Here is a 26,062-nt window from a genome sequence, read left to right as displayed (position 1 = left end):
CTAGGTGTGACGGGTCACACACTACAGACGTGAAGAGTGTGACAGCCGCCGATGGTACGACAGCAACCCATTCGGCCAGGCTGAGGACCCAGAACGGCTCCACCAGCCCCGAGGTCCACACCGGCACAGAATGAGGAACCATGCCAGACTCTGCGTACGCTCCCGATGACCTGCCCCTGACCGGGATCATGGTCGTCGATTTCGGTCAGTACATCGCGGCGCCAGGCGCCGCGCAGACCCTGGCCGACCTCGGCGCCGACGTCCTCAAGATCGAAGGCCCCGGCGGGGACCAGGCGCGCGGTATCGGCGTCTACGGCGAGGCCATCATGCGCGCCTACAACCGGCGCAAGAAGTCGATCGTGCTCGACCTCAAAGCCGAGGACGATCTCCGCCACGCGCGGGCCCTCATCGCCCGAGCCGACGTCGTGATCCACAACCTGCGACCAGGGGTGATGGAAAAGCTAGGCCTGTCGGCCGACGAAATACGCGAACTGAATCCCACCGTCGTCCTCGCCGCGGTGTCCGGCTTCGGCACCGAGGGACCCTCCCGCCGCCGGCCGGGCCTCGACATCGCCGCCCAGGCGGAAACCGGCATGATGTCCGTGACCGGAGAGGCGGACGGAGACCCGCAACGGGTCGGTTTCCCGCTCGTCGACCACGCCACCTCCTACGTGGTCACGCAGGCGGTGCTGGCGGCCCTGTTCCGACGAGAACGTACCGGCCTCGGGGACGACATCGACGTCTCACTGCTCGACGTGGCGATCGATCTGCAATGCGTGAACTGGGGCGAATACTCCCTCACCGGCGTCGCGCCCCACCGGCGCGGTAACGGGCAACCGACCGCGGCACCGGCCGCCGACATCTTCCCCACCGCCGACGGCTCGATCGTCGTCTCCGCCTACACCGAGCAGCGATTCACCCAGCTCTGCGACCTCGCGGGCCGACCCGACCTGCCGAAGGATCCCCGCTTCGCCGACAACCCGGCGAGGGTCGCCCACCGCGGCGAACTCCTCGCCGCGCTCACACCCTTCTTCGCCGGCCTCGACACCGAAGCCGCCCTCACGGCGCTGACTTCCGTGGGCATCGTCGCCGGCGCCGTTCGCACCTACGACCAGGTTCCCAGTGCGCCCGATGTGATTGCCAGCGGCATCTTCACCACCGGCAGCACCGCCGACGGACACACCTATTCCATCCCAGGACTCCCCTACCGCTCCCGCAGCACCCCCCGCACCGCAGACGCCGGGCGGGTCCCCGAACTCGGCGAACACAGCCACGAGATCGTCGCGCGCTACCGGCTGGGCGAGTACTCCCTGACGTGACCTGACACGCCACCGCGCCACCCACCCCTCACCGTCACGGCCCCAGGAGCACTCGTGTCCCTACAGAATCGACAAACCCGCACCGAGGGCGGCCTCGCCGCCGACCGTGAACTCGACAGCCCCCGCGTTCGCCGGCGCGGCTGGATCATCACCCTGATGCTGATGGCGTTCATGCTGATCAACTTCGCCGACAAGGTCGTCGTCAGCCTCGCCGGCGTCGAGATCAAGGCCGACCTCGGACTCACCAGCGAACAGTTCGGCACCGCCCAAAGCGCATTCTTCTGGCTGTTCGCCCTGGGCGCGATCGTTCTCGGATCCCTCGGCGGCCGTATCTCCGCGCGATGGCTCCTCGCCGGTCTGGTCGGACTGTGGGTGCTCAGCCTTGCCCCGATGACCACGACGGTCGGATTCGGGGTCTTCCTCGCCTGCCGGATGCTGCTCGGATTCGCCGAAGGCCCCGCCGGGGCGTTGTCCCAGCAGATCGCCCACACCTGGTTCTCCCCGACCCGCCGTTCACTACCGGCGTCAGTAGTCATCATGGGAGCCTCCCTCGGCCCGCTGATCGCCGCCCCGGTCCTGACCTGGATCATCCAGAGCTACAGCTGGCACGCAGCGTTTCTCGTGCTCATGGCCGCCGGAGTGATTTGGCTGGTGGCCTGGCTGTTCATCGGCGGTGAAGGACCCGCCGGCAATGCCGGGGCGGGCACCGGGAAACAGGCGGTGACGCTTCCCGACACCGTGCCCGTCCGGCTCCTGTGGACTCGCCCCACGGTGATCGGTGTCGCGATCTTCTCGTTCTGCTCCTATTGGGCGACCGCGTTGAAGGTGAGTTGGTTACCGCTGTACCTGCGCGAAGGCCTGCACTACAGCGCCAACGCCACCGGACTGCTGATCACATTGCCCTTCGCCGCGGCCGTCATCCTGACCTTCCTCGCCGGCCTGATCTCCACCCGCCTCTCGCTGGCCGGACGATCGTCCCGCACCGCCCGCGCCCTGTTCGCGGCCGGCCTACTCGCCGCCGGCGGTGTGTGCATGATCGGATTCACAACATTGCCCGTCGGACCCACTCAAATGGTGCTGATCGCGCTCGCGTTCTCCCTCAACACCGCAGCCTGGGGACTGGCGTTCTCCCTGCTCTCCGACGTAGTACCCGCCAAACAACGCGGATCCGTCATGTCCATCACCGTCGCGATCTACAGCCTCGGCGGTGTCGCGGCACCACTTCTCATCGGCTCCCTCGTCTCCGGCGCCGCCGATACCGCCGCTGGATACGGCCGAGGCTTCGTCATCGTGGGAGTCATCATGCTGGTCGGCGCACTCGCCGCCACCATCCTGGTCAACCCCGAACGCGACGCAACCACGATCGCCGCGCACCACCCGAACAGTTAGGCAGAACCAGAACGTTCGACGGCACCGCCGTCCATAAACCTGGCCTGAAGGCACCAGCCGGTCGTCAGCGACTCTGGAAGGAAGCGATGAGCACACCAATGTGGTTGAGAGGCAACGTGTCCCTGATAGGCGGCGAACGCGCCACGGGACGGCAGGCTGCTCCCGTCGGGCAGTTCGACGGCCTCGTGAGGAGCATGTTGTGAGTTCTACGGAGAGCGATGTCGTGGTCGTTCGGCACCATCAGAGCGGACGGCTGGACATAGAACTCAATCGTCCCGAGCGCAAGAACGCCCTGACGGTCCCGATGGTCACCCAGCTCGCCAGAACGTTCGCCGACGCTCAGGACGACGACACAGTCACAGCGGTGTTGCTGTGCGGCGCGGACGGGTGCTTCAGTTCCGGTTTGGATCTGGCCGAGGTACGCCCGGGTGAACCGGCGATTACCGCGGCGATCGCCGACCTGCACGCGACCCTGTCCGGGTTCGAGAAGCCGCTGATCGGGGCGCTGGAGCGGGCCGCTGTCAACGGTGCTGCGGCGATCGCGCTGGCCTGCGACCTCCTCGTGGTGGGAGAGACGTCGTTCCTCATGGTCGGCGAGGCGGAGATGGGGGTGGCTGCGCCGAACAATCTGCGGTGGTTGCTCGCGAAATTCGACGTGAACCAGGCACTGCAGCTCACGCTGGCCTGTGAACGTCAGTACGGTCCCGACCTGTTGCGCCGCAGCTTCGCCTACGAGATGGTGCCGGACGAGCAGGTTTTGGTCCGGGCCACCGAGCTCGCCGACAAGATTGCGGCCTACCCCAACGGCGGGGGAATCGCCATGAAGCAAGCGATTCTGACGCGCCGAACACTGCTCGTGTGAGTGCGTGCGCACGGCGGCACCTGCTGTCGAAAAGCCATATAAGACAACATAATGCACAGCCGGGCGGGCAGGTCGCAGGCCGCCCGGTCATCCCAGGTCTGGGGATCCCGACCGAGGTGGTGCTACACGGGACACTCGAAGGAGACAATCGAATGGGTATGACTACAACCGCTGAACACCGCGCGCTTCGCGACGCGGTTCGAGAGTTTCTCACCGCAACCAGTGCACCGGCCGAAGTATTGGCCGTCCAGGACACGGAACTCGGATACCGACCCGAGATGTGGGCGACGATGGCCGAACAACTCGAACTGCAAGGACTGCTCGTCGACGAGAAATACGGAGGATCAGGCGCGAGTATCGGTGACCTCGTGGTGGTCGCCGAGGAATTCGGGCGCTCCGCAGCGTGCAGCCCCTTCTTCGCGAGTTCCGTGTTGACCACGCTCGCCATCGCGGATTGCGCCCGGGAGCGGTGGCTCAGTGAGCTGCTGCCAGGTCTCGCCGCCGGCACTCGTCTCGGGTGTCTGGCATTTGCCGACGCCGACGGGTGGTGGCAGGCCGGCTCGGAGACCGTGCGTGCACAGCCGGACGGCGATAGCTGGCGGATCGATGGACGGGCCGATCACGTGATCTTCGGACACTGCGCCGACACGATCGTCGTCGCCGCCCGAACCGAAGACGGGACCGGCCTGTTTCTGGTGGAACCATCGGACGCGAGCATGCTGCGGGTCCGGCAACCCGCGCTGGACCTGACCCGCCCGCTCACGACCATCACCTTCGACAGCGCAGCAGCACAACGGATCAGTGGCACCGCAGACATTTCGGAGGCGCTGTCCCGAGCGCTCGACAAGGCGCTCGTCGTGCAGGCGGCGGAGAGGGTCGGTGGCGCTCGCAGGTGCCTGCACCTGACAGTTGACTATGCGAAGACCCGCAACCAGTTCGGTCGTCCGATCGGTACCAACCAGGCTGTCAAACACGGGCTGGCCGATCTGACCCGTGCGCTCGAACCGATCGCCGCCGCCGTCGACGTCGCCGCTCACGCCGCGGATGACGGAGCACCGGAACTGCCGGCACTGGTGAGCCTGCTCAGCGTCGCGGGGACCGAGAGGTACCTGCAGATCGCCGGCGAGACGATTCAATTGCACGGTGCGATCGGATTCACCTGGGAGCACGAGGCTCATGTTCATCTCAAGCGGGCGAAGACGGATCAGCTGATGTCCGGGTCGTCGGCGTGGCACCGCGAGCGTCTGCTCGCCGGAGTCCTCGCCACCGGCACCGCGTTCGAGGCGCCGGCGCGGGCCGACGAACCCGCTCCGCTGGCGGACCTGCGGACCGAGGTCCGCGCCTGGCTGGCCGACCACCGCGCCGAGGGGATGCCACTCGAATACGCGCAGGAACCGTTCGGGCACGAAGACACCGATGCCGAGAAGCACTGGACCGATCTGTTGCGGAAGGGGCGTTGGCTGTGCGTGTCGTGGCCGGAGGAACACGGCGGCCGGGGCCTGGGACCGGTCGAAACTCTCGTTGTGGAAGAGGAGTTCGCGCGCGCGGGACTTCGACGCCCGCAACTCGGAATGGGCGAGACCCTGCTCGCGCCCGCCCTGTTGGCCCATGGGAGCGAGGACCAGAAGCGCCGGTTCCTGTCCCGCATTCTGTCGGGCGAAGACACGTGGTGCCAGGGCTTCTCCGAACCCGAGACCGGATCCGATCTCGCCTCGCTGCGGACCAGCGGAATCGTGAACGGTGACGAGTTGCGGATAACCGGTGACAAGATCTGGACCAGCAACGGAGCCCGGGCCAACATGATGTTCCTGTTATGCCGCACCGACCGCGAAGCACCGAGACACCGCGGTATCTCGTTTGTCCTTGTTCCCATGACGGACAACAGCATCGACGTCGACTCCATCCGGATGGCGTCGGGCGACAGGGGGTTTGCGCAGGAACGGATAACCGATGCCCGCGCCCCCTTGACCAATGTGGTGGGTGGGCTCGGCAACGGTTGGGTGGTCGCGATGACCACACTCGGCGCCGAACGAGCGGGCAAGGCGGCGACGCAGTACGTCGGCTATCGCCACGAACTGGACGTGCTGGTGGAGCGGCTGGACAAGAACGGTCGGCTCGGCGACGTGATCGTCCGCCAGCGGTTGGCAGATCTGGTGGTCGAGGTCGAGTTGATGCGTGCCGTTGGTTCCGTGATCAGTGCCCGAGTCGCAGAGGGGCAGGCCGTCGACGAGTTGCTGGCTATCGACAAGGTCAACTGGTCGGAGTATCACTGCATCTTCGGCTCGACGGCGCTGGAGCTTCTCGGCGCGTCTGCGTTGACCCGTCCTGAGGGGGACGGATATCAACTCGACTCCCTGCAGCGAGTGTTCCTCGAGAGCCGGGGACGCCGGATCGCTCGCGGGTCGAATCAGATTCAGCGCAACATCATCGGCGAAAGAATCCTGGGTTTGCCGAGGTAGACACTCAACTGTAGGTAGTCGACCAGACGTCCGTGCCGGTCGGAACCCCGTGTGCAACATGTTTACGAGCCCGCTTCTCCAGATGTGAGTCCCACCAACGGTCGATGGCGTCAGTACCGGCGGACAGTTCCACGGAACTGTTGGCGGACAACGTCGTCGCCGTGTCAGGACTGTGGAAACAGTAAGAGCCCGGGAACGCTCAGTCGACTATGACGACGACGCCCGTAGGCTCGCCCAGCGCCTCCACCGTTCGTTCGGCAGCTCGGTCGATACCAACCCGAGGTCCCTCGGGTTGTTGCTGCTCGTGATAGGTACCGGGACCGTAGAACTGTCCATAGCGCAATACAACACCGCCCTCGGCGAGAACGGAACGCTCCAATTCTGCGACCGCCCGAGCGGCGGGCCCATCAGGCAATTGCCAGGCGACGCTTTGAGCCAGGATCTTCGGCGACCCGCTCTGCCGAGCGGCCTCGATAAGATTCTGGGTTCCCTCGGTTCGGATGCGAGCGTTCAGATCTGCGTGTTCACTGATCTGCGCCGAATCATCCGGCAGATCGGTCAGCTCGTTCAGCATGACGTCCGGTGTGAAGTCACGAACCGCCTGAATTACAGCCTCCCGATCGAAGACATCACACAGCACCGGTTCGGCACCGAGGTCGCCCAGTAGCTCCGTCTTGCTGGGTGAGCGCGTCATACCGCCGACTACGTGCCCCGCCTGAATCAACCGGGGAATCAGCCGCTGCCCGATCACGCCGGATGCGCCGGCAAGAAATATCCTCATGATTACTCCTTACTATACGAAATGGAAGTGAGCACGAACCGCCGCTGTCAACCGCGGCACGGTGATGTCATACGGGTCCCTGCCTTTTCGGAAGCGCTGGCCTCTGTGCAGGCCCAAGGAGGCCGACTACCGCGGCCCTCGAGGGAAGCAATGGCTCTGGGGAGAAGAGCCGGGACAGATACCCCACTGGAACGGGTTGAACCTGTGACGTTCTGTTGGGCCTCCCCGCTCGTGACCGAATGGGTTGGGGCCGACGCGGTGAGGGGCGATGGGGTGGTGAGGATGGGGAGGGAACGAGTTTTCGATCGACGACTGGTGGACCGATGCCAGACTGTCCGGAGCGCCTGTCGGATGTGCCGACGCGGCGCCGGCGCCGTACCCTCCGACGACTGTGACGGCCGCAACCGCGATCAGCGCACCACGCGCAAAATTCTTCATGTCGAACTCTTTTCTGTGTTTCCAGGCAATCTGATGCCGAGAAGGGAACGGGGCGAACGCGAATCGGTACGTCCCAGCTTGTGAGGTCAGTGGATGCGATGATGTCATCGCTCCGGCCCCAGGTGACGAGTGTCGGAGGGCTGTGGGCTGCGCAAGTATTCATGCAATCGCGGGCCCCGCTCGTGGTGCGGTGTGCGGAACCGCCGGTTGATTACGTGGTCGAACGAGGCCCCGAGTGCCGCTCCCAGGACCGGCGCGACCAGATAGATCCATAGATCGGTGGTACGCCCAGAGAGTGCAGCAGGACCGAACTGGCGGGCGGGGTTGATCGATCCCCCGCTGCGGGGACCGAGGAGGGCGATGACCAGCCCGACCGACACTCCGATGACGTACGGCAGCAGGCATGCACGGCCGGGACAGGCAAGGAAGAACCCGACGACAACGATCAGGACCATCATCGAGCCCATCTCGGCGAGAAAGACGGACGCGGGCTGCCAGTCGGACGCGGCCCTGATCGCGGCGTAGTCGACAGGAGCGAACGAGACCGCATGCCCCCACACCAGGCGCCCGAGCACCGTCCCCACCGCTGAACCCGCAAGTTGGGCGAGTATGTAGGGCGGAACGCTGCGACCAGGGAAGCCGTTCATGAGCCACAGGGCGATGGTCACGGCGGGATTCATGTGCCCGCCAGCGCGTTTGCCGGGTGGACTGAACATCAGGCCGGTGAGGATGATCCCGCTGAGAACCCCGATGACGGCAAGTGCGACGTGCAGGTCGGCGATGTAGAGGGTGGAGGCCGGATCACGCAACCACCGGACGACAGTCACCGCGAGGAACAGCAGGACGGTGGTGAGCGCGAACTCGTCGGCGGCGCGCGCCAGTGGCTGCCGGCGTGGCAGAGGCGAAGCGGTACTCACCATGATCTCCTAGTGTCGGTGTGTCGGTGCGTCGGTGTGCCGGAAGCGGCGTGGATTCCGGACGCATCCGGACAGCAGGTCCCGGTCGTTCTCGGCTACCGGCCGCCCGGATACCAGATTTCAGACGCGAGCCCCTCCGCGAGTTCGCTGGTCGCCCTATCGCGTTCGCTCGATCGGGTCGTTAGGAGTCCGGCGTGTAGTGACCGGGGACCAATCGGGTGGATACGCCGAAGCGGTTCCACGTGTTGATCGTCGCGATGGCGACGATGAGTCGGGCGAGCTCGGTATCGTCGAACTCGTTCGCGGCCTTCGCGTACACCTCGTCCGGGACGAATCCGTCTGTGAGCACGGTGATCGTCTCGGTCAGCTCGATCGCTGCGATCTCCTTCGCCGTGTAGAAGTGTTTCGACTCCGTCCATGCGTTGAGCTGGATGATCCGCTCCGCCGATTCGCCGGCGGCCAGTGCGTCCTTGCTGTGCATGTCCAGGCAAAAGGCGCAGTGGTTGATCTGCGATGCGCGGATCTTGACCAGGTTGAGCAACGTCGGCTCGACGCCCAGCCCGGCGGCCGTGTCGAGGCGGATCATGGCCTTGTAGGCCTCGGGTGCGAATTTTGCCCAGTCCAGGCGGGGTGCGTGCTCGGGGAGAAGTTCAGTGCTTTCGTGTACTTCGTTCATCGTCATGCCAGCAACGCTACGTCCCGAGTGGCTCTAGAGTATGGTCCATTTCTATGCCAGAAATTCATACCAATTCTGGGGGCTTGCCACCTTCCGGGTTCGGTGCCGACCTGCTGGTGGAACTGAGCGGACCCAAGCTGCGCGCCGGTCTCACGGACGCATTGCGAGAGGCCGTGCGCACGGGGCGGCTGGCGCCTGGCACCCGGCTGCCGGCGTCCCGCTCGCTCGCCGCCGATCTCGGTATCTCACGCAATACCGTGACCGAGTCCTACGCCGAATTGGTAGCCGAGGGCTGGCTCAGCGCGCAGCAGGGTTCCGGGACATGGGTGGCCAGGCGGGCCGTGGCGCGCACGGCCGCGCCTGCAGCTGCCCGTGCGAGGCCGACTCAGCGCCGTCCCACGTACGGACTGCTGCCGGGTTCACCGGACCTCACGGACTTTCCGCGCATGCAGTGGCTATCCGCGGCCCGCCGCGCTCTGACCGCGGCGCCGCACGAAGCGTTCGGCTACGGCGATGCCCTCGGCCGGGTCGAGCTGCGTACCGCCCTGGCGGACTATCTGGCGCGGGCCCGTGGGGTGTACGCCGAGCCGGAGCGGGTCGTCATCTGTTCCGGTTTCCATCATGGTCTGACGTTGATGGCGCAGGCACTCAGGGCGCGGCGGGTGCAGGCGGTGGCAGTCGAGTCGTACGGCCTCGACCTCTATCGGGACCTGCTGACCGGCGCAGGACTGCGTACCCCGCCCCTCTATGTCGACGAATATGGTGCCCGTACAGACGAGTTGGCACGATTGCGCGGAGTAGGTGCGGTTTTGATGACTCCGGCGCATCAGTATCCGACGGGGGTCGCGCTGAGCCCGGACCGGCGCTCGGCGGCTGTCAACTGGGCGCGTGCCACCGGCGGCCTGATCTTGGAGGACGACTACGACGGGGAGTTCCGATACGACCGTCAGCCGGTGGGTGCTCTGCAGGGCCTCGACCGCGAGCGGGTGGTGTATTTCGGTTCGGTGAGCAAGTCGCTGGCGCCGGGGTTGCGGCTCGGCTGGATGGTGCTACCAGAGGAACTCGTCCCGGAGATCGTGACGGCCAAGGCGCACGGCGACTACATGTCGAGTGCGCTGGAGCAGCTGACACTTGCGGAGTTCATCGCATCGGGCGCGTACGACCGTCATGTGCGCTCGATGCGGCTGCGCTACCGGCGCCGCCGTGACCAACTGGTCGCGGCCCTGGCGCAGAGGGCGCCCGGCATCCGCGTGACCGGCATGGCCGCCGGGCTGCAAGCGGTCCTCGAACTCCCGCGCGGGACCGAGCGCACGGTCGTGGAGGCGGCGGCCCGGCAAGGACTGGCGGTCAGCGGAATCGCTCAGTTCTGCTACGAAGTGGCGGACGCCGGGTGGCAGTTGCCCGAGCGGGACGCGTTGGTGGTCAACTACGCGGCTCCCTCGGACAGTGCGTGGGCAGGCGCGCTGGACGCATTGTGCAGGGTGATGCCCTAAACAGGGCGGTGCCGCAGCCCGATGCTGCTGACAGTCGGTTCGCACCGGAGGCGCCAATGTGTTCAGTGCGGCATGATTCCATCACCGGCTCCTGACGGAATCCTCCAGGTGGGCCAGTGCGTCGGCACCCTCGTTGGCGAGGTAGACCAGCTCCATCAGGGGTAGCGGCAGGAACCCTTCGTCCTCCATCCGTCGGAGCTGAAGTATCACCCCGTCATAGAAGCCGACCGTGTTCAGCAGGGCCACCGGCTTGTCGAGCAGTCCGTGTTTCCTCAACTCCAGGATTTCAGTCGCCTCGTCCAGCGTGCCCAGGCCGCCGACCATCACCACCACCGCATCCGATCTGGCGAGCAGCAGCGCCTTGCGTTCGGCGAGATCCTTGGCGATCACCATCTCGTCGGCGTCCTTTCTGGCAAAAGCCCGGAGAAACTCGACCGAGATCCCGACGAGCCGCCCTCCGGTCTCCTGTACTCCGTCGGCGACAACCTTCATCAGCCCGGTATCGGATCCGCCCCATACCAGGGTATGGCCGCCGTTTCCGATGAGTTCTGCGAACTCGCGAGCCGGTCGGGTATAGCGCTCGTCGAGGTCGGCGGAGGAGAGGAAGACACAAATGTTCATGGTTGAACTATAGGACTCTGATTAGAGGACTGCGATGTGCGATGCTGAACGCTTAAGGGGGACAACAGCAAACGGGGCCTTATGGTGGAGGCCCGGCGCACCTTCGCGGTCGAGCATGTGCGTGTGATCAGCCACTGGTCATCCCGATCAGGCCGGTGAAGCCCGGCCATCGGCAGCCGTCTCCGGAAGTTGATGTGGTCCGGCAAGGGCCTTGCTGATCGCGCTGGAACGCCGGAACCCGCGGTCCTTCGGCATCCCGCGTTCGCGTGCGTGCGTTTTCGCGGGGGCTGGGGTCGCGGTCGCCTACGTGTGGTGCTGACCAGGCCTGATGCCGATGGCGGGAGGCCATTGACTCGAAAGTGTGTTCGAACTAGAATTCGAGGATGGGGCTCGGGGGAGATATCCAGGGGGCGTTGTCGGACGAGATTCTGGCGACCGCGGTCGGTGATGCGTGGCGTCTGGCCGAGGCGGAGTTGCTCGAATCGGTCGTTCGTATCTCGGAAGAGATTCAGCGGCTTGAAGCCTTGCGCGTCAAGCTCGTCGGTGCCGTCGACCATCGCTGCAAGGTTGATGTGCTGGGGTTTCCGAACGCCAAGATGTGGCTGGCCTCCAAGACGTTGCTCGAGGTAGGTGCTGCGGGGCGAATCGTGCTGTTGGGCCGAGGGTTGCGTCTCCAACCGGAGATCGCGGACGAGTACTTCGATACGAACATTTCGGCGGAGCATGCTGCGCTGATCATGAAGTTCTGCGAACGGCCACCCAAGGGCATGCCACTCGAAGCGTTGGATGACTGCCGAAATGCTTTGCTGTTCGCGGCAACCGGTCCCACCGCGAACACGGATGCGGTGCGCGCCGTGATCGCCAGGCTGGAACGCGCCTTCGAGTCCGACGATCCGCCGCCCAGTGAAGACACCGACCTCAACGAGTTCCACGCCTCCAAGACACTCAACGGCCGTGTCGCCGTCAAAGGCGACCTGGATGCCGTGACCGGCGAGATGCTGCTCTCGGCGCTCTCCGGACTGTCCAAGCCACGGCCCGCGCAGGACGGAACCAAGGACCCCCGCACGCCCGGACAGCGGCGGGCCGATGGGTTCACCGAACTCCTGCGCCGCTATCTTGACTCCGGGATCGCCGGCGAAGAAGGCGGCGAACGGCCACACGTCTCGCTCCACGTGAACGTCAAAGATCTCGCCGACCGCACCGACTGCAGTGCACGAGCACAGCAGGATGCTGCTTCGTCCGACGACTCGCTCTTCGCCGTCGATGGGGTGGCGTGGACGGAGTGGATGGGGCCGCTGAGTCTCAGGGCGGCCCGGCTCCTCAGCTGCGATTCGATTTACACGCCGATCGTTCTCGACGAGAACAGGGCGCCACTCGATCTCGGTATTTCCACCCGGACCGTCACGAAGAGGCAGCGAAAAGCGTTGGTGGCGAGGGATCGAGGATGTGCGTTCCCCGGGTGTGGTGCGCCGCCGTCCTGGTGCGAAGGTCACCACATCGTCCACTGGTCCGCAGGCGGGCCGTCCGACATGGGAAACCTGGTGCTGCTCTGCGGTTTCCACCACCGCTTGCTGCATCACAGTGACTGGGAGATAGAGATGGGAGCGGATCGGCACCCCACGTTCATTCCACCGCGGCAGGTCGACTGGGAACGGAAGCCGCTGCCGGCGCACAACCGGGCCCGGCCCCGAGCCTCCTGACCGCGCGGCACAGTACATCACCGACTCGGCGACAGGACAATTCCTGTCGCCGAGCCGGCATGCCGCCGTGGCGGGTATGCCAGCCACCCGTGGGATCCTGAATCGGTGGCGGCTGCAACAGCCAGCACCGGCGCGATCGGACCTCAGAAAACCGCCATACGGCCCGAGGGCGCTTCCACTGCGGTTGTGTCCGCCCCGGCACGCGGGAATGGCACCTCAGAAATAAAACAAACCAATTGGCCCGTTTTCTGGTAACGTCTGGGCCGTCATGGTGGTCACATGACGACGCGGACGTCTCAGGCACACGAGTCGGTTCACGCGAGGGGTGGAGTGCAGGTGTCGCCCGAGCTGCTGGTTGGGCGGCACCTGCACCCGACGTCGCCGGCGTCGAGACGAATCGTCCGAAGCGCAGTGGTGCTTCGGAACTCAGTGGTGCTTCGGAACTCAGTGGTGCTTCGGAACTGATATCACACAGCTATTTTCATAGCAACAGTCACTTCTTGTCTTCGGCCTTGCCGACGCCTCCTTGATGCGCGGGTCCCACTCCGGAGTCGCTGCCCTCGGTCTCGGCGGCGTGTGCGGCGGGTGTCTCCTCGGCCGGCGAGGCGACGGCACCGCGGGGAGTCTCCCCGGGCTTCGGTGACTGCGTTCCGCCGGAGTCCACGTGGTCGTCGTGCTCCGGGCGTCCTTCTTTCGTACTGGTCGTCCGGCCGTCGTAGGGCGGTGTCGCCGGCTCGGCGTCGCCTGGGGGCAGCGAGCCACCGGCGGGCGCCGGGTTCGTGCCCGACTCCGCGGAGGAGGTGACTTCCTCCTGGTCCAGAGATCCTGGCTTACGGTCCGTCTGGCCTGCTCCGGCCTGGTCCGGGCCTGCGTCTCGTGAGCCCTTGGGGCCACGCTCCGACTGTGGTTCCTCGTGCAACTGCGTGCCTGGTTCGGTACCCATGATCACTCCTTTCCGACGCAGCAGAACGCCGGATTCTTACTTCGTTGGTGATTGATATCTGTTGTAGCTATGCCCTGGGACGCGAATGCGAAACCGCGTCTTCCGATTGGGGCACGATGCGGCGCAGTGCCCGCCCTGATTCGTTTTGCGAACGTTTGGGCACTCCGAGAAGAACGGCCCGTACAGCCACGATGCGGCGCCGATCCCACGGATTTTTCAGCGAGGAGCTACGCCGTGCCCAAGAAGAACCCGCGCATTCCCGGAACTCCCGGTTCCGGTACCCCGACGCTCGCCGAGCCCACGGAACCCACCGAGCCGTTGCCCCCCAAGCCCGATCAGCGGGCTCCCGCGCTCGGCACCGCGACCGGGCTGCCCGTCGAGGGGCCGGACACGGCCCGCGGCCAGCAGGGTGAGCACCTCACCACGGCGCAGGGGGCGCGGCTGTACGACACCGATCACTCGCTGAAAGCGGGAACCCGGGGACCGACCCTGCTCCAGGACCACCATCTGCGTGAGAAGATCACGCACTTCGATCACGAGCGGATCCCGGAGCGCGTGGTGCACGCACGGGGGGCGGCCGCCCACGGCGTCTTCCGCGGATATGGTTCCGCCGACCCGATCAGCAAGGCGGCGTTCCTCGGCAAGGACGTCGAGACGCCGGTCTTCGTCCGGTTCTCCACCGTCCTCGGCTCCCGGGGGTCGGCCGACGCCGTCCGCGACACCCGGGGGTTCGCGACCAAGTTCTACACCAGCGAAGGCACTTTCGACTTGGTGGGAAACAACATCCCGGTCTTCTTCATTCAGGACGGCATCAAGTTTCCCGACGTCATTCACGCCGCCAAGCCGCACCCCGATCGCGAGATTCCGCAGGCGCAGAGCGCGCACGACACGTTCTGGGACTTCGTGTCCCTGCACACCGAGGCCACCGCGCACACGTTGTGGAACATGTCCGATCGCGGTATCCCGCGGTCGTACCGGATGATGGAAGGTTTCGGCGTCAACACCTTTCGGATGGTGAACGCGGCGGGCGAGAGTTCACTCGTGAAGTTCCATTGGAAACCGAAACTCGGTGTGCACTCACTGGTGTGGGAAGAAGCGCAGATCGTCAACGGCATGGACCCCGACTACCACCGCCGCGACCTCGCCGACGCGATCGAGTCCGGCGCGTACCCGGAATGGGAGCTGGGCATCCAGGCGTTCCCGGACACCCCGGACCAGACGTTCGAGGGCATCGACCTGCTCGACCCGACCAAGATGGTGCCCGAGGAACTGGCCCCCGTGCAGCCGATCGGGCTGATGACGCTCGACGCGAATCCGACGAACTTCTTCGCCGAGACCGAGCAGGTGGCGTTCCATCCCGGGCACCTCGTTCCCGGCATCGACGTCACCGACGACCCGTTACTGCAGGCGCGGCTGTTCTCCTACCTCGACACCCAGATCAGCCGGCTCGGTGGGCCCAACTTCGGTCAGATACCGATCAATCGGCCCCAGGCCGAGGTCAACGACATGCTGCGCGACGGCATGCACCAGACGGGCGTCCACCCGGGTGTCGCGCCGTATCGGCCGAATTCCCTCGACGCCGGTTGCCCGTTCCTGGCTGGAGCGGACACGGCGTTCGTCGAGGTGCCGGTGCCGATGCCGGAGTCGACGAAACTACGCGCCGCCCCCGCGAGCTTCGACGACCACTTCTCGCAGGCCCGACTGTTCTACGCCAGCCTCAGCCCGGTCGAGCAGGCGCACGTCGCGGAGGCTTACACGTTCGAGCTGGGCAAGTGCTACGAGCAGGTGATCAAGGAGCGCGCACTCGGTGTCGTCGCGAACATCGACCCCGGTCTGTGTGAGCAGGTGGCCGCGGGTCTCGGCCTCCCGGCGCCCGCGCCGACCGTCGCCTACGACGTGGCCCCCACGCCCAGTCCCGCGCTGTCGCAGGTCGGAGCCGAGTGGCCGCTGGACGGCCGGATCATCGGCATCGTCGCCGACGACGAGTCGGACCTGTCCGAGGTGGCCGACGCGGTCGAAATGATCGGCAAGAACGGCATGGTGCCGCTCGTCATCGGACCGCACGGTGGCAAATTGGGGTCCGGTAAGGGCGCCGTCCCGGTGTCCCGGACGTTCCTCACCATGCGGTCGGTGGAGTTCGACGCCATTCTCGTCGCGGCGCCGGCATCGGACCCGCGGGTACAGGTGTTGCTGACGGAAGCGTTTCGCCACTGCAAGGCGATCGGGGGATGGGCCGCCGGCCGCGGCCTCCTCGAAGCGGCCGGAATCCCGGCAGAGGCCCCGGGCATCGTGATCGCCGACGACGCGTCCGCGCTGTTCGACGGCCTCACGGCGCTGATGAAGTCCCACCGGGTCTGGGAGCGTCAGGTGTGACGTGACCGGATGAAGTGAATGGTCTGGACGAGGGTCTCGACGCCGCCGGTGGTGGTGTCGGGACCCTCGTCGAGCTGTGTTGCGTACCGGCATAGTCGGCGAATACGAAAGCGAGGCAGCGTAACCGGTGAAATTCGCCGTCGGTGCCTACGCTGTAGAATTGCACTGAAGTTACTAATGGGTATACTTGCGGTGTATGGGTTCGCTCCAGCAGAGGGTCGCGCTCACCAACGTCCACCTCATTCGAGGAGACGTACGTGGTGACCCGAATCTGCAATGCCGGGCACCCCATTGAAAGGTCGTCCATGACCTCCACCAACCCCGTCGCCCGCACCGCAACCGGAACCGCAGCCCACGGCCCACGCGCCGATCGCGATCCACGCCGCAGCACCGAGACGAAGGCCGCGTTCAAGACCACCGAATTCTTCGGCTACATCGCCAGCCGGGGCAACGTGAAGACCGGTAGCCGCGAGCACTACACGGACACCGATCGGAATACCGGCGTCTAACCCTTCCTCGCCACGTCGTTGTCGATCGAATCCGTGACACCTCTCTCGAACGAGATGTGTTCGCGCCCCAGACAGTTGGATCGAAATCGTGCCAGAATTGTTCTCACCCTTGTTCGTTGACGGTGCAGCGCCGTCGCAAATCCACACCGCTCCCCCCGTCCACGCCGTGCACCCGTCCCTGGTCGAACTACCCACCGTCCGGCGTGTCCTCGACCTCGCGGCGCTCACCATGTTGTCGGTGGCCGCGGCCGCCACGACATCCTTCTCAATTGCGACCCTCGGTCTGCTCACCGTGATCGGCGCCCGGGTTGCGCTGCGCCGCAGCTTGACTGCACGATAAGAAAGGTTCTCCCTATGTGGATTCTCGTCAGCCGTCTGCTACGCCGATGGAAGATGATCGTTCTCGCTCTTCCCCTCGTGGCCACCGTACTGTCCCGACTCGGTAACCACCTCGAACGCCGCGCTGGTAAACCGACCACCACATCACGCGGGCTGCTCGGAATCTCGCGGTTCGCTCGTCGCAGGGCCGGCGCCGATGACGCCCGCAAGCGTCCGGCCGGCGTACACCGCACACCCGACCTCACTCGACCTCAGGAATAATGCATGACCGACAACACCGCCACAGTGATCAACCAGCTGCGAGTCGTACTGGATCTGACGCACACGGAAATTCAGGTCGCGGAGACCAGGATCGGGCAAGCCCGAACAGAGCCGTCCGCCGGGAGCTGTCGCAGAATGCCGGCAATGCGCGTGAGCGCGCCGGTGCGGTGGAGGAAGCAGTCCGTTCCCTGGGTGGACTTCCCGATGTCGTGGGCCCGTTCCTCGGTCGCGCGACTGCGATGGTGAAGGCGATGGCCGAGCAGGCCCAGCCGTTCGACGGTGCTGGCGGAGGGCGCCCTCGGTGGCCCGGCGGCATTGCGACGCACCCCGATGCAGGCCGCGACCGGGTCCCGGCAACATGGTCGGCGCGCGGACTCGATCGCGCCATCGACACCGTCCGGGCAACCCCGAACCGGATCGGTGCGCTTCTCAGCCGGGGCGCCCACGCCGGTGACGTGGCCACGAAGACGCTCGTCGCCAGTCGCGACGCGGCACTCGAGTCGGCCGAAGAGGTGACCCGCCGAGAAGGCGCGTCCGGCGTCGCGAACGCCATCCGCAATGCCCGAACCGTCAACGGTTCACTCGTCGACGAAGAGCTCCCGATATCCGACTACACGGAACTCAATGTTTCCGGCGCCGTGGCCGCGGTGAAGGAACTCACTGCACCCGCCGAAATCCGCATCATCGTCGCCCACGAAGAGGTGAACAAGAACCGCCACGGGGTGGTATCGGCAGCGCAGACCCGCCTCGCCGCCATCGCGCAGGAAGTCGTCGGCATCAACTGATCTGGCGCCACCGCCCCACGCGGGTGGCGGTTCCGTCGCCCGCCCGAATACCAGGAGAACATTCCCATGAACGAGCAGAACACGTCCGGACAAGCGCGCAAGGGTCTCCTCGACTCGGTCAAGGGCAAGGTGAAGGAAGTGGCCGGGGCAGTGACCGGCAACGACTCGCTGGCCACCGAGGGACAGCTGCAACAGGCCCAGGCGCAGCAACGTAAAGAGGCGAACAGTGCAGAGGCCGTCGCACGGGCGGAAACCTCGCAGGCCGCAGAGGAACTCGGACAGGTGCGTCGCGAGAGTGCCGAGGAACGCGCTGCGATCGGCGCCGAGACGGCAGCCGCCGAGGAAGATGCCCGGAACCGGCAGCACGCAGAGCACAGGGCCGCGGAGCAGCAACAGCACCGCCTGGTTGCGCAGGAGCAGTCCCGCGCGGCGGCCGACGCCCGCGACGAAGCGGCCCGAGCGGAAACTGTCGAACGAGCGAAGACGGCCGCCGCCGCCGAAGAAGCCGTCGACGCCACCGACGAACACAGGCGCGCCGTCCGTGAAGCGAACGCCGCCCGCGACGAGGCAGAACGAGTTCGGCGCGCCGCCGAGGACCTCACTGGCGACGCCGGCCTGTCCTGATCCACACCCCACGAATCATCGGAGATTCCATGAACATCCTCACCGTCCCCATCACGATCTTGCGGTTGCAGTACACGATCCTGCGGATTCCTCTGCAACTCGTCGAAGACCAGCTGATGTCCCGGCTGGCAACCGAATCACCGGCCCGGCTGATGTACGAACGCACCCTCGGAGTGCTCGACGGCGCCGTCGGCAGTGCGCTCGGCGATCGTGACACCGAGCGTCGCGGCGACGCACTCACCGAGCGCAGCGACGCACTGGCGCGGGCAGCGGAACTCGACCAGGAAGCGGCACGCACCGAGGGCGAGGCCGACACCGCACTGGAAATCAAGCGTAAGCAGGTTCACGACGAGCAGGCGGCGGCGCGCGAGGCGAAGCAGCGCGACATCGAGCAGGCACGCCGACGTGAGGACGAGCGCAAACAAGCCGCCGAACGAGACGCCGAGCAGCGCAAGCAGGTCGCGAAGAAGAACGCCGATCAGCTTGCCGCCCAACGCACCCAGGCTGCAGAGGCCGAGCACCGCGCCGAGCAGGCCACACTCCGGGAGGCGGAGAAAGCGGCGGCAGCGCCGGCCAAGGCCCAGCTGAAGGACGCCGCGAACAAACAGGACGAGGCAGCGGACAAACGCGCTCGCGCCGACCGCGTCGAGAAACTGGCCGAAGCGGAAAAGTCCAAGCGCCGCAACGAGACGGTAGCCAACGGGCAACGCTGACCGGACAGCCTGATTGGGTGCTCAGGTCGGCCCGCCGCGAGTCTCGTCCGTTCTGAGTCGAGCGTTGTCGCTCTCGAGCCGGCTATTGGCCTCGACGAGCCGAGCGTTGTCGCTCGCGAGTTCCATATTGAGGTGCTCGAGGTCGAGGACGCGAGCGATGCCCGTCAGGTTGACCCCGTCCGCAATCAGCTCGGCGATGCGCCGCAAGCGTAGGAGGTCGTCGTCGCTGTAGCGGCGGGTTCCGCCGCTGGTGCGCGCCGGGTTGATCAGGCCGTGCTGCTCGTAGAAACGTAGCGCCTGGCCGATCCGACATACCGCGGAGGGATGAACACGATGGTGTACGCACAAATCAGCCCCTCGACCGTGGAACCGGAACTGCCACAGGCCGAGTACGAATGGGATGACCTCGAGTGTCTGATGCTGGCCGCCGAGGTGGACCTGATCTTCGCCGACGCGCTCGCCCCCGTCCACACGGACTCGGCACCGGCTGTGACCGCCGACGCCGACGGCGAGAACACCAGGACCCCGCTGCGCGCGGTGTCGCCCACCACGCGACGCTGGGTTCCGAACCCGGAAGTATCTGCCACCCAACGCTCGCCACCGCAGGGGGACAATCGACGGCCACCGGTGTGGAAGGTAGGTGATGAATAGCGCATGAATACCTCTGAGGTGCAGCACCCACCTCTCTGTCTGCGATGTCCATCCGTGTGCCCCCGGCGCTCGAGGTGAAAGCAATTGCGATGACACGGATTACTCTCGCTCGCCGCGGGGTACTTCGATACTCACGTCCTCGTCGTGTCCGGACGCGACGACGGCCAGGCTCCCCGGTTAAGCCCATAGCCGGCGGGGCCGCCCAAAGCGAGAGGGCGGCAACAAGCCCGGCGCAGAGCACGATTGGAGGCAACGCTGACCGGCGGGGTCTCCGGGGACGGTTCGCCGCGTCCGTGGCGACTTCCCCCGCGTCGGTGAGGGACTGCCTCCCCGCAACGCGGCGGCCGCCTGAAATGGTGCGCGGACGAACACGGTCCTCGCCGCACCGACAGCGTGTCCGGTCAGGTTCGCCGTGCCGGCCCTCCACGCGATCGCCGCTACTTGATCACCGCGTCGACCGTCTTCTTCAGGGCCGACGGCTGGGCGGGAGACCTGGGTGCCTTGTCCCTCAGCTCCAGCATCCGCGCCCCCATTTCCCGGAGTTGTTTACGCCCCAGCTCTTCTCGCACCTTCGGGAACCACTCCTGTTCTTCTTCTTCGATGTGGTGCTCGACGCTCTCGATCAGCACGGTGGTCTTCGCGTCGAACCTCTCGTCGTCGGGTTTCATGGCTGCCGGCTCGACGACCAGCACGTCCGCGACGTGGTGCTTTTCGTAGGATTCGAGGATGTCGTCCTCGAGATCGGGGGCGAGATCACGCACCTCCGGGTACATGCCCTCGTTCTCGATGTAGGTGTGCACCGTGAGGGCTTCGATGATGTCGTCGACGATGCGTCCTTTTTCGACGCGGGCGTTCGGCCCGGCACCGCGGAAGTCGCGGAACAGTTTCCGGATCTCCCTGTGGTCGTTCTTCAGGAGCACGATCGCATCAGTGGACATGTATACCTCACAGTTGGTCGGGACGTGCACGTCATCCATCGCAACTGACCGCGGGCACGGTGACGTCGTCCTTACGCTGTACCCAACCGCGCCGTTCGCTAACACGGCCCGCTGTTCCCGTGACTGTTTCACGGTGGGATGCAGGGGTACCACTCGGGAACAGACATTCGAGTTCCTACCCTCCGAGAAAGGCACTCCCATGACTCGACCGGCTGCGTCACCAACGACGCGCTCACCACTCCAACTCGCCGCCCTGATCGTCGGTGCGGTCTTTCTCCTGGTCGGAGTCCTCGGCTTCATCCCGGGTATCACCACCAACTACGACATGCTCACCTTCGCCGGCCACCACTCCGAAGCCAAGCTGCTGGGCGTGTTCGAGGTCTCGATCCTGCACAACATCGTGCACCTGTTGTTCGGTGTCGCCGGTATCGCGATGTCCCGCCGAGCGGACACCGCCAAACTGTTCCTCATCGGTGGCGGAGTCATCTACCTCGTCCTGTGGATCTACGGCCTGCTCATCGACCAGAACAGTGGCGCGAACTTCGTGCCCGTCAACAGTGCCGACAACTGGCTGCACTTCGCACTCGGTGTCGCCATGGTTGCGCTCGGGTTCCTGCTCTCCCGTAACACCGCGGCGACCGCGCCCCGAGCCGGGAGGCTGTGAGCACCGGACCGTCCTCCGGATGACCAGACACTCGGCCCGGGGTGCGCCGGCGGGGCATCGATTCGGTGATTATCGTTCTCGGTGAAGGGTATTCGGCTTCCATGCGCAGCGAGCTCGGACTGAGAGTCCTGGAGTATTCCCCGCATCCGGCTCGCTCGACGAGGGAGGGGCGAGCAGAACGGGTGCCACGGCGTCACTCGCACCGCTGCTGCTTCATCCCGACCACCGCGAAAACGGCGTGCTGCTTCCTTCACCGAAACAGCGCCGCACTCCCTGCCAATGGAAAGAACCTGCATTTCGGGTTCGGCACATGAGCCGGGGTGCTTATGGTGGTATGGGTGGCTTCCTGTAGCCATCCTTTTCGATCGAACCGAGGAGCGGTAATGAGCGATTCCGGCGCCGGGGACCTCAGTCGCACCATGGCTGAGCTGGCTCGCAGTCTCTCCGGTCCACGCACCCTCGACGAACGCCTGCGCGCAGTCACCGCCGCAGTGGTCGAGCTGATGCCGCACGAGACATGCGCGGGTATTCTGCTCATATCCGGCGGCAAGAAATTCGAGACCGTTGCGCCGACATCCGAGCTGCTCCGAAAGCTCGACCACGCTCAGCAGCAACTCGGGCAGGGACCGTGTGTGGCGGCGGCGCTCAACAACCTCGTGGTGCGAAGCGACGACTTTCGCTCGGAACCGCGATGGCCGCAGTTCGCTGCCGCCGCCGTCGATGTGGGAATTCTCAGTTCGATGTCTTTTCAGTTGTATACCTCCGAAGGAAAGATGGGGGCACTCAACCTCTTTGCATTCACTCCGAACGCGTTCGGTCCCAACGAGGAGGTAGCGGGCGAGGTTCTGGCCGCCCACGCCGCGCTGGCGCTCACCGCTGTACGCACCGAAGAGCAGCTGCGGTCGGCGGTCGCCTCACGTGACGTCATCGGGCAGGCGAAGGGCATGCTGATGGAGCGATTCGACATCGACGCGATCCGTGCGTTCGAGCTGCTCAGCAGACTCTCCCAGGAAACCAACACCCGGTTGAGTGTTATCGCGCAGCGGATTACCGAACGCAGATGAGAGTGCCGGCCACGAACCGGCACTTGCCCCATCCTCCGGCGATCCTCAGACTCCCGCCCGAGCGCGAAGCGCTGACAGCAGCCCACGACGCTTGCCCGTGACCGGATCGATCTGTGGGCGCGGGTCGGTGAACTTGTGTTCCGATGCCGTTTCAGGCGCGTCGTCGGCGGTTGCTGTGAGGAACTTGTTCGGCAGCGCCAGCTTGGCGATGGTCCGCCACGACTCGAAGTACTGCGTCGACATCGAACCCGTGGTGTAGGGCAGGTCGTACTTCTGGGCCAGCGCCTGCACCCGCACGGAAATCTCACGCAGGCGGTTGCTCGGCAGGTCCGGAAACAGGTGGTGCTCGATCTGGTAGCAGAGGTTGCCACTCATGAACTCCATGACCGGGCCGGCCTCGAAGTTCGCGCTACCCAGCATCTGCCGCAGGTACCACTGACCGCGCGTCTCGCTCTCGAGGTCCTTCGTAGTGAACTTCTCGGCGCCGTCGGGGAAATGACCGCAGAAGATCACGGCGTTCGTCCACACGTTGCGGATCATGTTCGCCGTCAGGTTCGCGGTGAAGGTCGTCAGGAACGCCGGACCGGTGAGCGCCGGGTAGACGACGTAGTCCTTGCGCACCTGGCGGCCGACCTTCTCGAGCACCTCGCGGAACCGGCGTTCGAGCTCGTCGCGGTCGAAATCGCCCGTGGCCACCTTGCCGAGCTCGAGGTGCTGGAGGGCAACGCCGTACTCGAAGAACAACTGCAGCAACAGATTGTAGACCGGGTTGCCGACGCTCAACGGCGTCCACTGCTGATCGCGAGTGACCCGCAGCATGCCGTAGCCCACGTCGTCATCCATTCCTAGCACATTGGTGTACTTGTGGTGAACGTAGTTGTGGGTCTGCTTCCAATGCTCCGACAGGCCGGCGATGTCCCACTCCCAGAACGACGAGTGGATCTCCGGATCGTTCATCCAATCCCACTGACCATGCAACACGTTGTGACCGAGTTCCATGTTCTCGATGATCTTGGCGGTGCCGAGCATCGCGGTGCCCGCGAGCCATGCCGGCGGAAACAGGCTCGCGAACAGCATTGCGCGCCCACCGATTTCGAGTGACCGCTGCAGTCGGATCGCGTTTCTGATGTAGCGGGCATCACTCTCCCCGCGCGAGGCTTCGATGTCTCGCCGGATCGCGTCGAACTCGATCCCGAGGGCTTCTACATCGGCCTCGCTCAGGTGGGTGTACATCTTGACATCCGAAATCGCCATGACCTAACGCTACGGCAAGTTACGCAACCGTAGGTTACGTGCAGATGAGATGTGGGTGAGTTCGGAGGTCGTCGCCGGCGCGGTTTGGGTTCGGCAGTTGAGGGCAAGCTGTGCAGGAGGGCGTTCGGACGATGATTCGGCCGACCGCTCGTGCCCCACAACAATCAGGAGATGTCATGCAGAAAGCGTTGATCTTCGCAGCTGGCGCGGCCGCGGGGTTCGTCCTGGGCACTCGGTCCGGCCGGCAGACCTACGAGAAGATGAGGCATCAGTCCGTCGAACTCTGGCACAACCCCACCGTGCAGGAGAAGGTGAGCGAGGCCACGGAGGCCGTGAAGGACAAGGCGCCGCAGGTGCAGCACAAGGTCGGCGAACTGGCGAAGAAGGCCACCCACCGCGGCTCCGACACGAACACCCCCGCCAATGGAGTGTCACTGGGGGACGCTGCGGGCCGCACTCCGATGACCACGGAACCGGCAACCGTCACGTCGCCGACGGAGGGCAAGCACACCCAGGGCCCGAACTGAGCGAGTAGGCGGTAGTGCGGGCAGCTGATTTCTGCGCATTCGGATGTCAGTTCTCGGCATACTGTGACAGTGGCGTCGAGGCGAGGGTGGTCGAGCACGGCCGGCTGTGGGTGTCGTCGTGGACAGTCATGAGCTCCTCGGCTCGAACGCTCCCCCACAGGGCGGAAGTTTCCGGTTCTACCTCGACGGCGAGCGCTGGGAATGGTCCGATCCCGTCGCTCGGATGCACGGCTACCACCCGGGCGAGATCATCCCCACCACCGAACTGATGCTCTCCCACAAGCATCCGGACGATCATGCGCAGGTCGCCGCACTCTTCGACAGGATGATCCACGCGGGTGAGCCGTTCAGCAGCAAGCACCGCATCATCGACACCGACCGCCGCATCCACCACGTCATCGTGGTCGGCGATCAGATGCTCGACGAGAAGTGCCAGGTCATCGGCACCTCGGGTTACTACATCGACGTCACCGAAACGTTGGAGACCGACCTCCGCGAGTTCAACGCGGCGCTCACCGAGGCCGTCGCCGAACTCGAACAATCGCGGGCGGTGATCGAGCAGGCCAAGGGTGCACTCATGCTCGTCTACGGCATCTCCTCCGAGCGTGCCTTCGGCATCCTCACCTGGCGCTCACAGGAGACCAACACCAAACTTCACACCCTCGCCCAGCGCTTCGTCGACGCCCTCGCCGCCGAGGCGACCCTCCCCGAATCGTTTCGCGCCCGGTTCGACCACCTACTCCTGACCGCACACGTGCACCTCGACACCCATCCGGGGGCACCGGGCTGACTGGTGGCCGGCATCCCGCAGAAACCGCTCCCGACCAGGTGTCCCTCCCTATGCGGTGGTGACGTCCGGTGGGTCGGGAAGGTCGACCTCGAGAACGAAGTCGAGCCAGATGAGTGCGTCGGCCAGGGTTTCCGCGCGCATGGTGAGGTCGAATTGCTGTTCGGCGGCGGTGAGCGACCGCTGCACCTCTTCGTGATCCTCGGCGAGAAAGGCCGACACCGTCCGCAGCACCCACCGCGCCGATGCCGGCAGGGCATCGACGTCGACGTACCCGCCGTCCGTGAAGCGCAGGTCGAGGATGAACCTCTCTCCCGGGCCTGCGGCGCCCAGGCGCGCGATCACCACTCCGACGATGGAATCGACAACCCAGGCGAGCAGATCGCCGTAGAGCGACCGCTCTCCGACGGGGTGCGGTTCGGCGGACACTCGGGATATCTCGCACGAGAACCGGGCGGCGTCGCGGTCTCCGACCAGTTTCATCAGGCGACCACCGAGTGCAGCGGCCGTCGAGCCGGCGGGGCGGCCTGCGTTCGATCCCATACTGGAGAGTGCCCGGACCCGGGCGCAGCCACACAGGCCGCCATCACGCGCTCGCGCACATCACTGGCCGCCCCGGCAGCGCCGCAGTTGGCCGGACAGGTACCGCTTGGCGCGGCGATGCCCACCCACGTGGTCGAGTTCGACGTCCAACGCGTTCAGGAGGGTCGCGAGCAGGCTTGCCTGCGGGGCCCAACCGTGTCGGCTCCGGCACTGCGCGAGCCAGTCGACCGGACCGGTGTGGCCGCGGTCCGCATTGCATCGCGGGCAGGCGGCGGCCTCGTTGGCTGCGATGCTGGGTCCGCCCTTGAGTCGTGGCACGAGGTGTTCAGTGGTCGGCGGAATCAACGGTCCGAAACGACGACCGCACCACAGGCATCGTCCGCCCTGCCGGTCGACGGCGAGGGCGAGTCGGGCGGTGCGGTCCACCCGTCG

Annotated in this window: 27 protein-coding genes and 1 pseudogene; 18 read left to right on the top strand and 10 right to left on the bottom strand. The window is 65.6% G+C overall.

What is annotated here, in order from left to right; translation table 11 throughout:
* Window positions 1-140: 140 nt before the first annotated feature.
* From QM841_RS20055 to QM841_RS20040, 4 genes are all read left to right on the top strand, one after another.
* Entirely contained in the window at window positions 141-1,319 is a 1,179-nt protein-coding gene (locus tag QM841_RS20055) for a CaiB/BaiF CoA transferase family protein (protein WP_280779365.1), read from the top strand.
* 54 nt (window positions 1,320-1,373) lie between these two features.
* Window positions 1,374-2,708, top strand: a complete 1,335-nt coding sequence (locus tag QM841_RS20050) for an MFS transporter (RefSeq protein ID WP_283333275.1) — start codon at window positions 1,374-1,376, stop codon at window positions 2,706-2,708.
* Between the two features lie 199 nt (window positions 2,709-2,907).
* On the top strand, window positions 2,908-3,570 hold the full coding sequence (locus QM841_RS20045; RefSeq protein ID WP_283333274.1) for an enoyl-CoA hydratase/isomerase family protein: 663 nt from the start codon (window positions 2,908-2,910) through the stop codon (window positions 3,568-3,570).
* Window positions 3,567-6,029, top strand: a complete 2,463-nt coding sequence (locus QM841_RS20040) for an acyl-CoA dehydrogenase family protein (protein ID WP_283333273.1) — start codon at window positions 3,567-3,569, stop codon at window positions 6,027-6,029. The genes QM841_RS20045 and QM841_RS20040 overlap by 4 nt, the downstream gene beginning before the upstream one ends.
* Before the next feature lie 199 nt (window positions 6,030-6,228).
* Here the strand turns inward: QM841_RS20040 and QM841_RS20035 are convergent, their stop codons facing one another.
* From QM841_RS20035 to QM841_RS20025, 3 genes are all read right to left on the bottom strand, one after another.
* Window positions 6,229-6,810 carry an NAD-dependent epimerase/dehydratase family protein gene (locus tag QM841_RS20035; protein ID WP_283333272.1) on the bottom strand — a complete coding sequence of 194 codons (582 nt, stop codon included), beginning with the start codon at window positions 6,808-6,810 and terminating at the stop codon, window positions 6,229-6,231.
* Between the two features lie 542 nt (window positions 6,811-7,352).
* Window positions 7,353-8,165 (bottom strand): MIP/aquaporin family protein, encoded by an 813-nt coding sequence (locus QM841_RS20030; RefSeq protein ID WP_283333271.1) that lies wholly within the window; start codon window positions 8,163-8,165, stop codon window positions 7,353-7,355.
* 181 nt (window positions 8,166-8,346) lie between these two features.
* Entirely contained in the window at window positions 8,347-8,847 is a 501-nt protein-coding gene (locus tag QM841_RS20025; RefSeq protein ID WP_283333270.1) for a carboxymuconolactone decarboxylase family protein, read from the bottom strand.
* Between the two features lie 77 nt (window positions 8,848-8,924).
* Here QM841_RS20025 and pdxR point away from each other — a divergent pair, with 77 nt between their 5' ends.
* Entirely contained in the window at window positions 8,925-10,334 is a 1,410-nt protein-coding gene (gene pdxR / locus QM841_RS20020; protein ID WP_283333269.1) for a MocR-like pyridoxine biosynthesis transcription factor PdxR, read from the top strand.
* Window positions 10,335-10,415: 81 nt separating this feature from the next.
* On the opposite strand, the gene QM841_RS20015 is transcribed toward pdxR, so the two are convergent.
* Entirely contained in the window at window positions 10,416-10,955 is a 540-nt protein-coding gene (locus QM841_RS20015) for an LOG family protein (RefSeq protein WP_283333268.1), read from the bottom strand.
* 383 nt (window positions 10,956-11,338) lie between these two features.
* Here QM841_RS20015 and QM841_RS20010 point away from each other — a divergent pair, with 383 nt between their 5' ends.
* The gene (locus tag QM841_RS20010) at window positions 11,339-12,655 is read left to right on the top strand and encodes an HNH endonuclease signature motif containing protein (RefSeq protein WP_283333267.1); all 1,317 of its coding nucleotides are present in this window, start codon (window positions 11,339-11,341) and stop codon (window positions 12,653-12,655) included.
* Between the two features lie 493 nt (window positions 12,656-13,148).
* Here QM841_RS20010 and QM841_RS20005 read toward each other — a convergent pair whose 3' ends face one another.
* Window positions 13,149-13,598 carry a hypothetical protein gene (locus QM841_RS20005; RefSeq protein WP_280779375.1) on the bottom strand — a complete coding sequence of 150 codons (450 nt, stop codon included), beginning with the start codon at window positions 13,596-13,598 and terminating at the stop codon, window positions 13,149-13,151.
* Between the two features lie 234 nt (window positions 13,599-13,832).
* Here QM841_RS20005 and QM841_RS20000 point away from each other — a divergent pair, with 234 nt between their 5' ends.
* The 7 genes and pseudogenes from QM841_RS20000 to QM841_RS19970 all read left to right on the top strand — a co-directional run bounded on the left by QM841_RS20000 (window position 13,833) and on the right by QM841_RS19970 (window position 19,202).
* Window positions 13,833-15,971 carry a catalase gene (locus QM841_RS20000; protein ID WP_283333266.1) on the top strand — a complete coding sequence of 713 codons (2,139 nt, stop codon included), beginning with the start codon at window positions 13,833-13,835 and terminating at the stop codon, window positions 15,969-15,971.
* A gap of 305 nt (window positions 15,972-16,276) precedes the next feature.
* Complete coding sequence (locus QM841_RS19995) at window positions 16,277-16,480, top strand: hypothetical protein (RefSeq protein WP_283333265.1); 204 nt, start codon at window positions 16,277-16,279, stop codon at window positions 16,478-16,480.
* Window positions 16,481-16,568: 88 nt separating this feature from the next.
* Window positions 16,569-16,820: a hypothetical protein gene (locus QM841_RS19990; protein WP_283333264.1), complete on the top strand. Its 252-nt coding sequence runs from the start codon at window positions 16,569-16,571 to the stop codon at window positions 16,818-16,820.
* A 14-nt stretch (window positions 16,821-16,834) separates the two neighbouring features.
* A complete protein-coding gene (locus QM841_RS19985) occupies window positions 16,835-17,080 on the top strand; it encodes a hypothetical protein (protein WP_283333263.1) in 246 nt (81 codons plus the stop codon).
* 3 nt (window positions 17,081-17,083) lie between these two features.
* Window positions 17,084-17,865, top strand: a pseudogene (locus tag QM841_RS19980) (ferritin-like domain-containing protein).
* Between the two features lie 66 nt (window positions 17,866-17,931).
* Window positions 17,932-18,489: a CsbD family protein gene (locus QM841_RS19975; RefSeq protein WP_283333262.1), complete on the top strand. Its 558-nt coding sequence runs from the start codon at window positions 17,932-17,934 to the stop codon at window positions 18,487-18,489.
* A gap of 29 nt (window positions 18,490-18,518) precedes the next feature.
* Window positions 18,519-19,202: an IF2 family translation initiation factor gene (locus tag QM841_RS19970; RefSeq protein ID WP_283333261.1), complete on the top strand. Its 684-nt coding sequence runs from the start codon at window positions 18,519-18,521 to the stop codon at window positions 19,200-19,202.
* A gap of 21 nt (window positions 19,203-19,223) precedes the next feature.
* Here QM841_RS19970 and QM841_RS19965 read toward each other — a convergent pair whose 3' ends face one another.
* Complete coding sequence (locus tag QM841_RS19965; RefSeq protein WP_283333260.1) at window positions 19,224-19,550, bottom strand: MerR family transcriptional regulator; 327 nt, start codon at window positions 19,548-19,550, stop codon at window positions 19,224-19,226.
* Here QM841_RS19965 and QM841_RS19960 point away from each other — a divergent pair.
* Window positions 19,536-19,853: a hypothetical protein gene (locus QM841_RS19960; RefSeq protein WP_283333259.1), complete on the top strand. Its 318-nt coding sequence runs from the start codon at window positions 19,536-19,538 to the stop codon at window positions 19,851-19,853. The genes QM841_RS19965 and QM841_RS19960 overlap by 15 nt on opposite strands.
* A 437-nt stretch (window positions 19,854-20,290) precedes the next feature.
* On the opposite strand, the gene QM841_RS19955 is transcribed toward QM841_RS19960, so the two are convergent.
* On the bottom strand, window positions 20,291-20,791 hold the full coding sequence (locus tag QM841_RS19955) for a hemerythrin domain-containing protein (protein ID WP_283333258.1): 501 nt from the start codon (window positions 20,789-20,791) through the stop codon (window positions 20,291-20,293).
* A 199-nt stretch (window positions 20,792-20,990) separates the two neighbouring features.
* Here QM841_RS19955 and QM841_RS19950 point away from each other — a divergent pair, with 199 nt between their 5' ends.
* Both QM841_RS19950 and QM841_RS19945 read left to right on the top strand, forming a co-directional pair.
* A complete protein-coding gene (locus tag QM841_RS19950) occupies window positions 20,991-21,455 on the top strand; it encodes a DUF4383 domain-containing protein (protein ID WP_283333257.1) in 465 nt (154 codons plus the stop codon).
* A gap of 383 nt (window positions 21,456-21,838) precedes the next feature.
* Complete coding sequence (locus QM841_RS19945; RefSeq protein ID WP_283333256.1) at window positions 21,839-22,519, top strand: GAF and ANTAR domain-containing protein; 681 nt, start codon at window positions 21,839-21,841, stop codon at window positions 22,517-22,519.
* A 45-nt stretch (window positions 22,520-22,564) separates the two neighbouring features.
* Here the strand turns inward: QM841_RS19945 and QM841_RS19940 are convergent, their stop codons facing one another.
* On the bottom strand, window positions 22,565-23,773 hold the full coding sequence (locus QM841_RS19940) for a fatty acid desaturase family protein (RefSeq protein WP_280779388.1): 1,209 nt from the start codon (window positions 23,771-23,773) through the stop codon (window positions 22,565-22,567).
* Window positions 23,774-23,949: 176 nt separating this feature from the next.
* Between QM841_RS19940 and QM841_RS19935 the strand changes: the two genes are divergently transcribed.
* Both QM841_RS19935 and QM841_RS19930 read left to right on the top strand, forming a co-directional pair.
* Complete coding sequence (locus QM841_RS19935) at window positions 23,950-24,300, top strand: YtxH domain-containing protein (RefSeq protein ID WP_283333255.1); 351 nt, start codon at window positions 23,950-23,952, stop codon at window positions 24,298-24,300.
* A 106-nt stretch (window positions 24,301-24,406) separates the two neighbouring features.
* Entirely contained in the window at window positions 24,407-25,090 is a 684-nt protein-coding gene (locus QM841_RS19930; protein WP_283333254.1) for a PAS and ANTAR domain-containing protein, read from the top strand.
* 48 nt (window positions 25,091-25,138) lie between these two features.
* Here QM841_RS19930 and QM841_RS19925 read toward each other — a convergent pair whose 3' ends face one another.
* Together QM841_RS19925 and QM841_RS19920 are read right to left on the bottom strand one after the other, a co-directional pair.
* Window positions 25,139-25,630: a hypothetical protein gene (locus QM841_RS19925; RefSeq protein WP_283333253.1), complete on the bottom strand. Its 492-nt coding sequence runs from the start codon at window positions 25,628-25,630 to the stop codon at window positions 25,139-25,141.
* Window positions 25,631-25,690: 60 nt separating this feature from the next.
* Window positions 25,691-26,056, bottom strand: coding sequence for an HNH endonuclease (locus QM841_RS19920; RefSeq protein ID WP_283333252.1), 366 nt, complete (start codon window positions 26,054-26,056; stop codon window positions 25,691-25,693).
* Between the last annotated feature and the right edge of the window lie 6 nt (window positions 26,057-26,062).

Origin of the sequence: Rhodococcus sp. IEGM 1307, assembly GCF_030056915.1 — a bacterium.
Taxonomy (GTDB): domain Bacteria; phylum Actinomycetota; class Actinomycetes; order Mycobacteriales; family Mycobacteriaceae; genus Rhodococcus_F; species Rhodococcus_F opacus_D.
Note: the sequence above shows the minus strand (reverse complement) of the source record. Positions and strands in the feature narration are given on the sequence as shown.

Bases quoted from the DNA above. Each gene is read 5' to 3' on its own strand.
- QM841_RS19935 (WP_283333255.1), top strand. From the start codon at position 23,950: ATGCAGAAAGCGTTGATCTTCGCAGCTGGCGCGGCCGCGGGGTTCGTC.
- QM841_RS20005 (WP_280779375.1), bottom strand. From the start codon at position 13,598: ATGGGTACCGAACCAGGCACGCAGTTGCACGAGGAACCACAGTCGGAG.
- QM841_RS19945 (WP_283333256.1), top strand. From the start codon at position 21,839: ATGAGCGATTCCGGCGCCGGGGACCTCAGTCGCACCATGGCTGAGCTG.
- QM841_RS20055 (WP_280779365.1), top strand. From the start codon at position 141: ATGCCAGACTCTGCGTACGCTCCCGATGACCTGCCCCTGACCGGGATC.
- QM841_RS19950 (WP_283333257.1), top strand. From the start codon at position 20,991: ATGACTCGACCGGCTGCGTCACCAACGACGCGCTCACCACTCCAACTC.
- QM841_RS20035 (WP_283333272.1), bottom strand. From the start codon at position 6,810: ATGAGGATATTTCTTGCCGGCGCATCCGGCGTGATCGGGCAGCGGCTG.
- QM841_RS19975 (WP_283333262.1), top strand. From the start codon at position 17,932: ATGAACGAGCAGAACACGTCCGGACAAGCGCGCAAGGGTCTCCTCGAC.
- QM841_RS19970 (WP_283333261.1), top strand. From the start codon at position 18,519: ATGAACATCCTCACCGTCCCCATCACGATCTTGCGGTTGCAGTACACG.
- QM841_RS20025 (WP_283333270.1), bottom strand. From the start codon at position 8,847: ATGACGATGAACGAAGTACACGAAAGCACTGAACTTCTCCCCGAGCAC.
- QM841_RS20015 (WP_283333268.1), bottom strand. From the start codon at position 10,955: ATGAACATTTGTGTCTTCCTCTCCTCCGCCGACCTCGACGAGCGCTAT.
- QM841_RS19985 (WP_283333263.1), top strand. From the start codon at position 16,835: ATGTGGATTCTCGTCAGCCGTCTGCTACGCCGATGGAAGATGATCGTT.
- QM841_RS19940 (WP_280779388.1), bottom strand. From the start codon at position 23,773: ATGGCGATTTCGGATGTCAAGATGTACACCCACCTGAGCGAGGCCGAT.
- QM841_RS19960 (WP_283333259.1), top strand. From the start codon at position 19,536: ATGGTGTACGCACAAATCAGCCCCTCGACCGTGGAACCGGAACTGCCA.
- QM841_RS20010 (WP_283333267.1), top strand. From the start codon at position 11,339: ATGGGGCTCGGGGGAGATATCCAGGGGGCGTTGTCGGACGAGATTCTG.
- QM841_RS19955 (WP_283333258.1), bottom strand. From the start codon at position 20,791: ATGTCCACTGATGCGATCGTGCTCCTGAAGAACGACCACAGGGAGATC.
- QM841_RS19995 (WP_283333265.1), top strand. From the start codon at position 16,277: ATGACCTCCACCAACCCCGTCGCCCGCACCGCAACCGGAACCGCAGCC.
- QM841_RS19925 (WP_283333253.1), bottom strand. From the start codon at position 25,630: ATGGGATCGAACGCAGGCCGCCCCGCCGGCTCGACGGCCGCTGCACTC.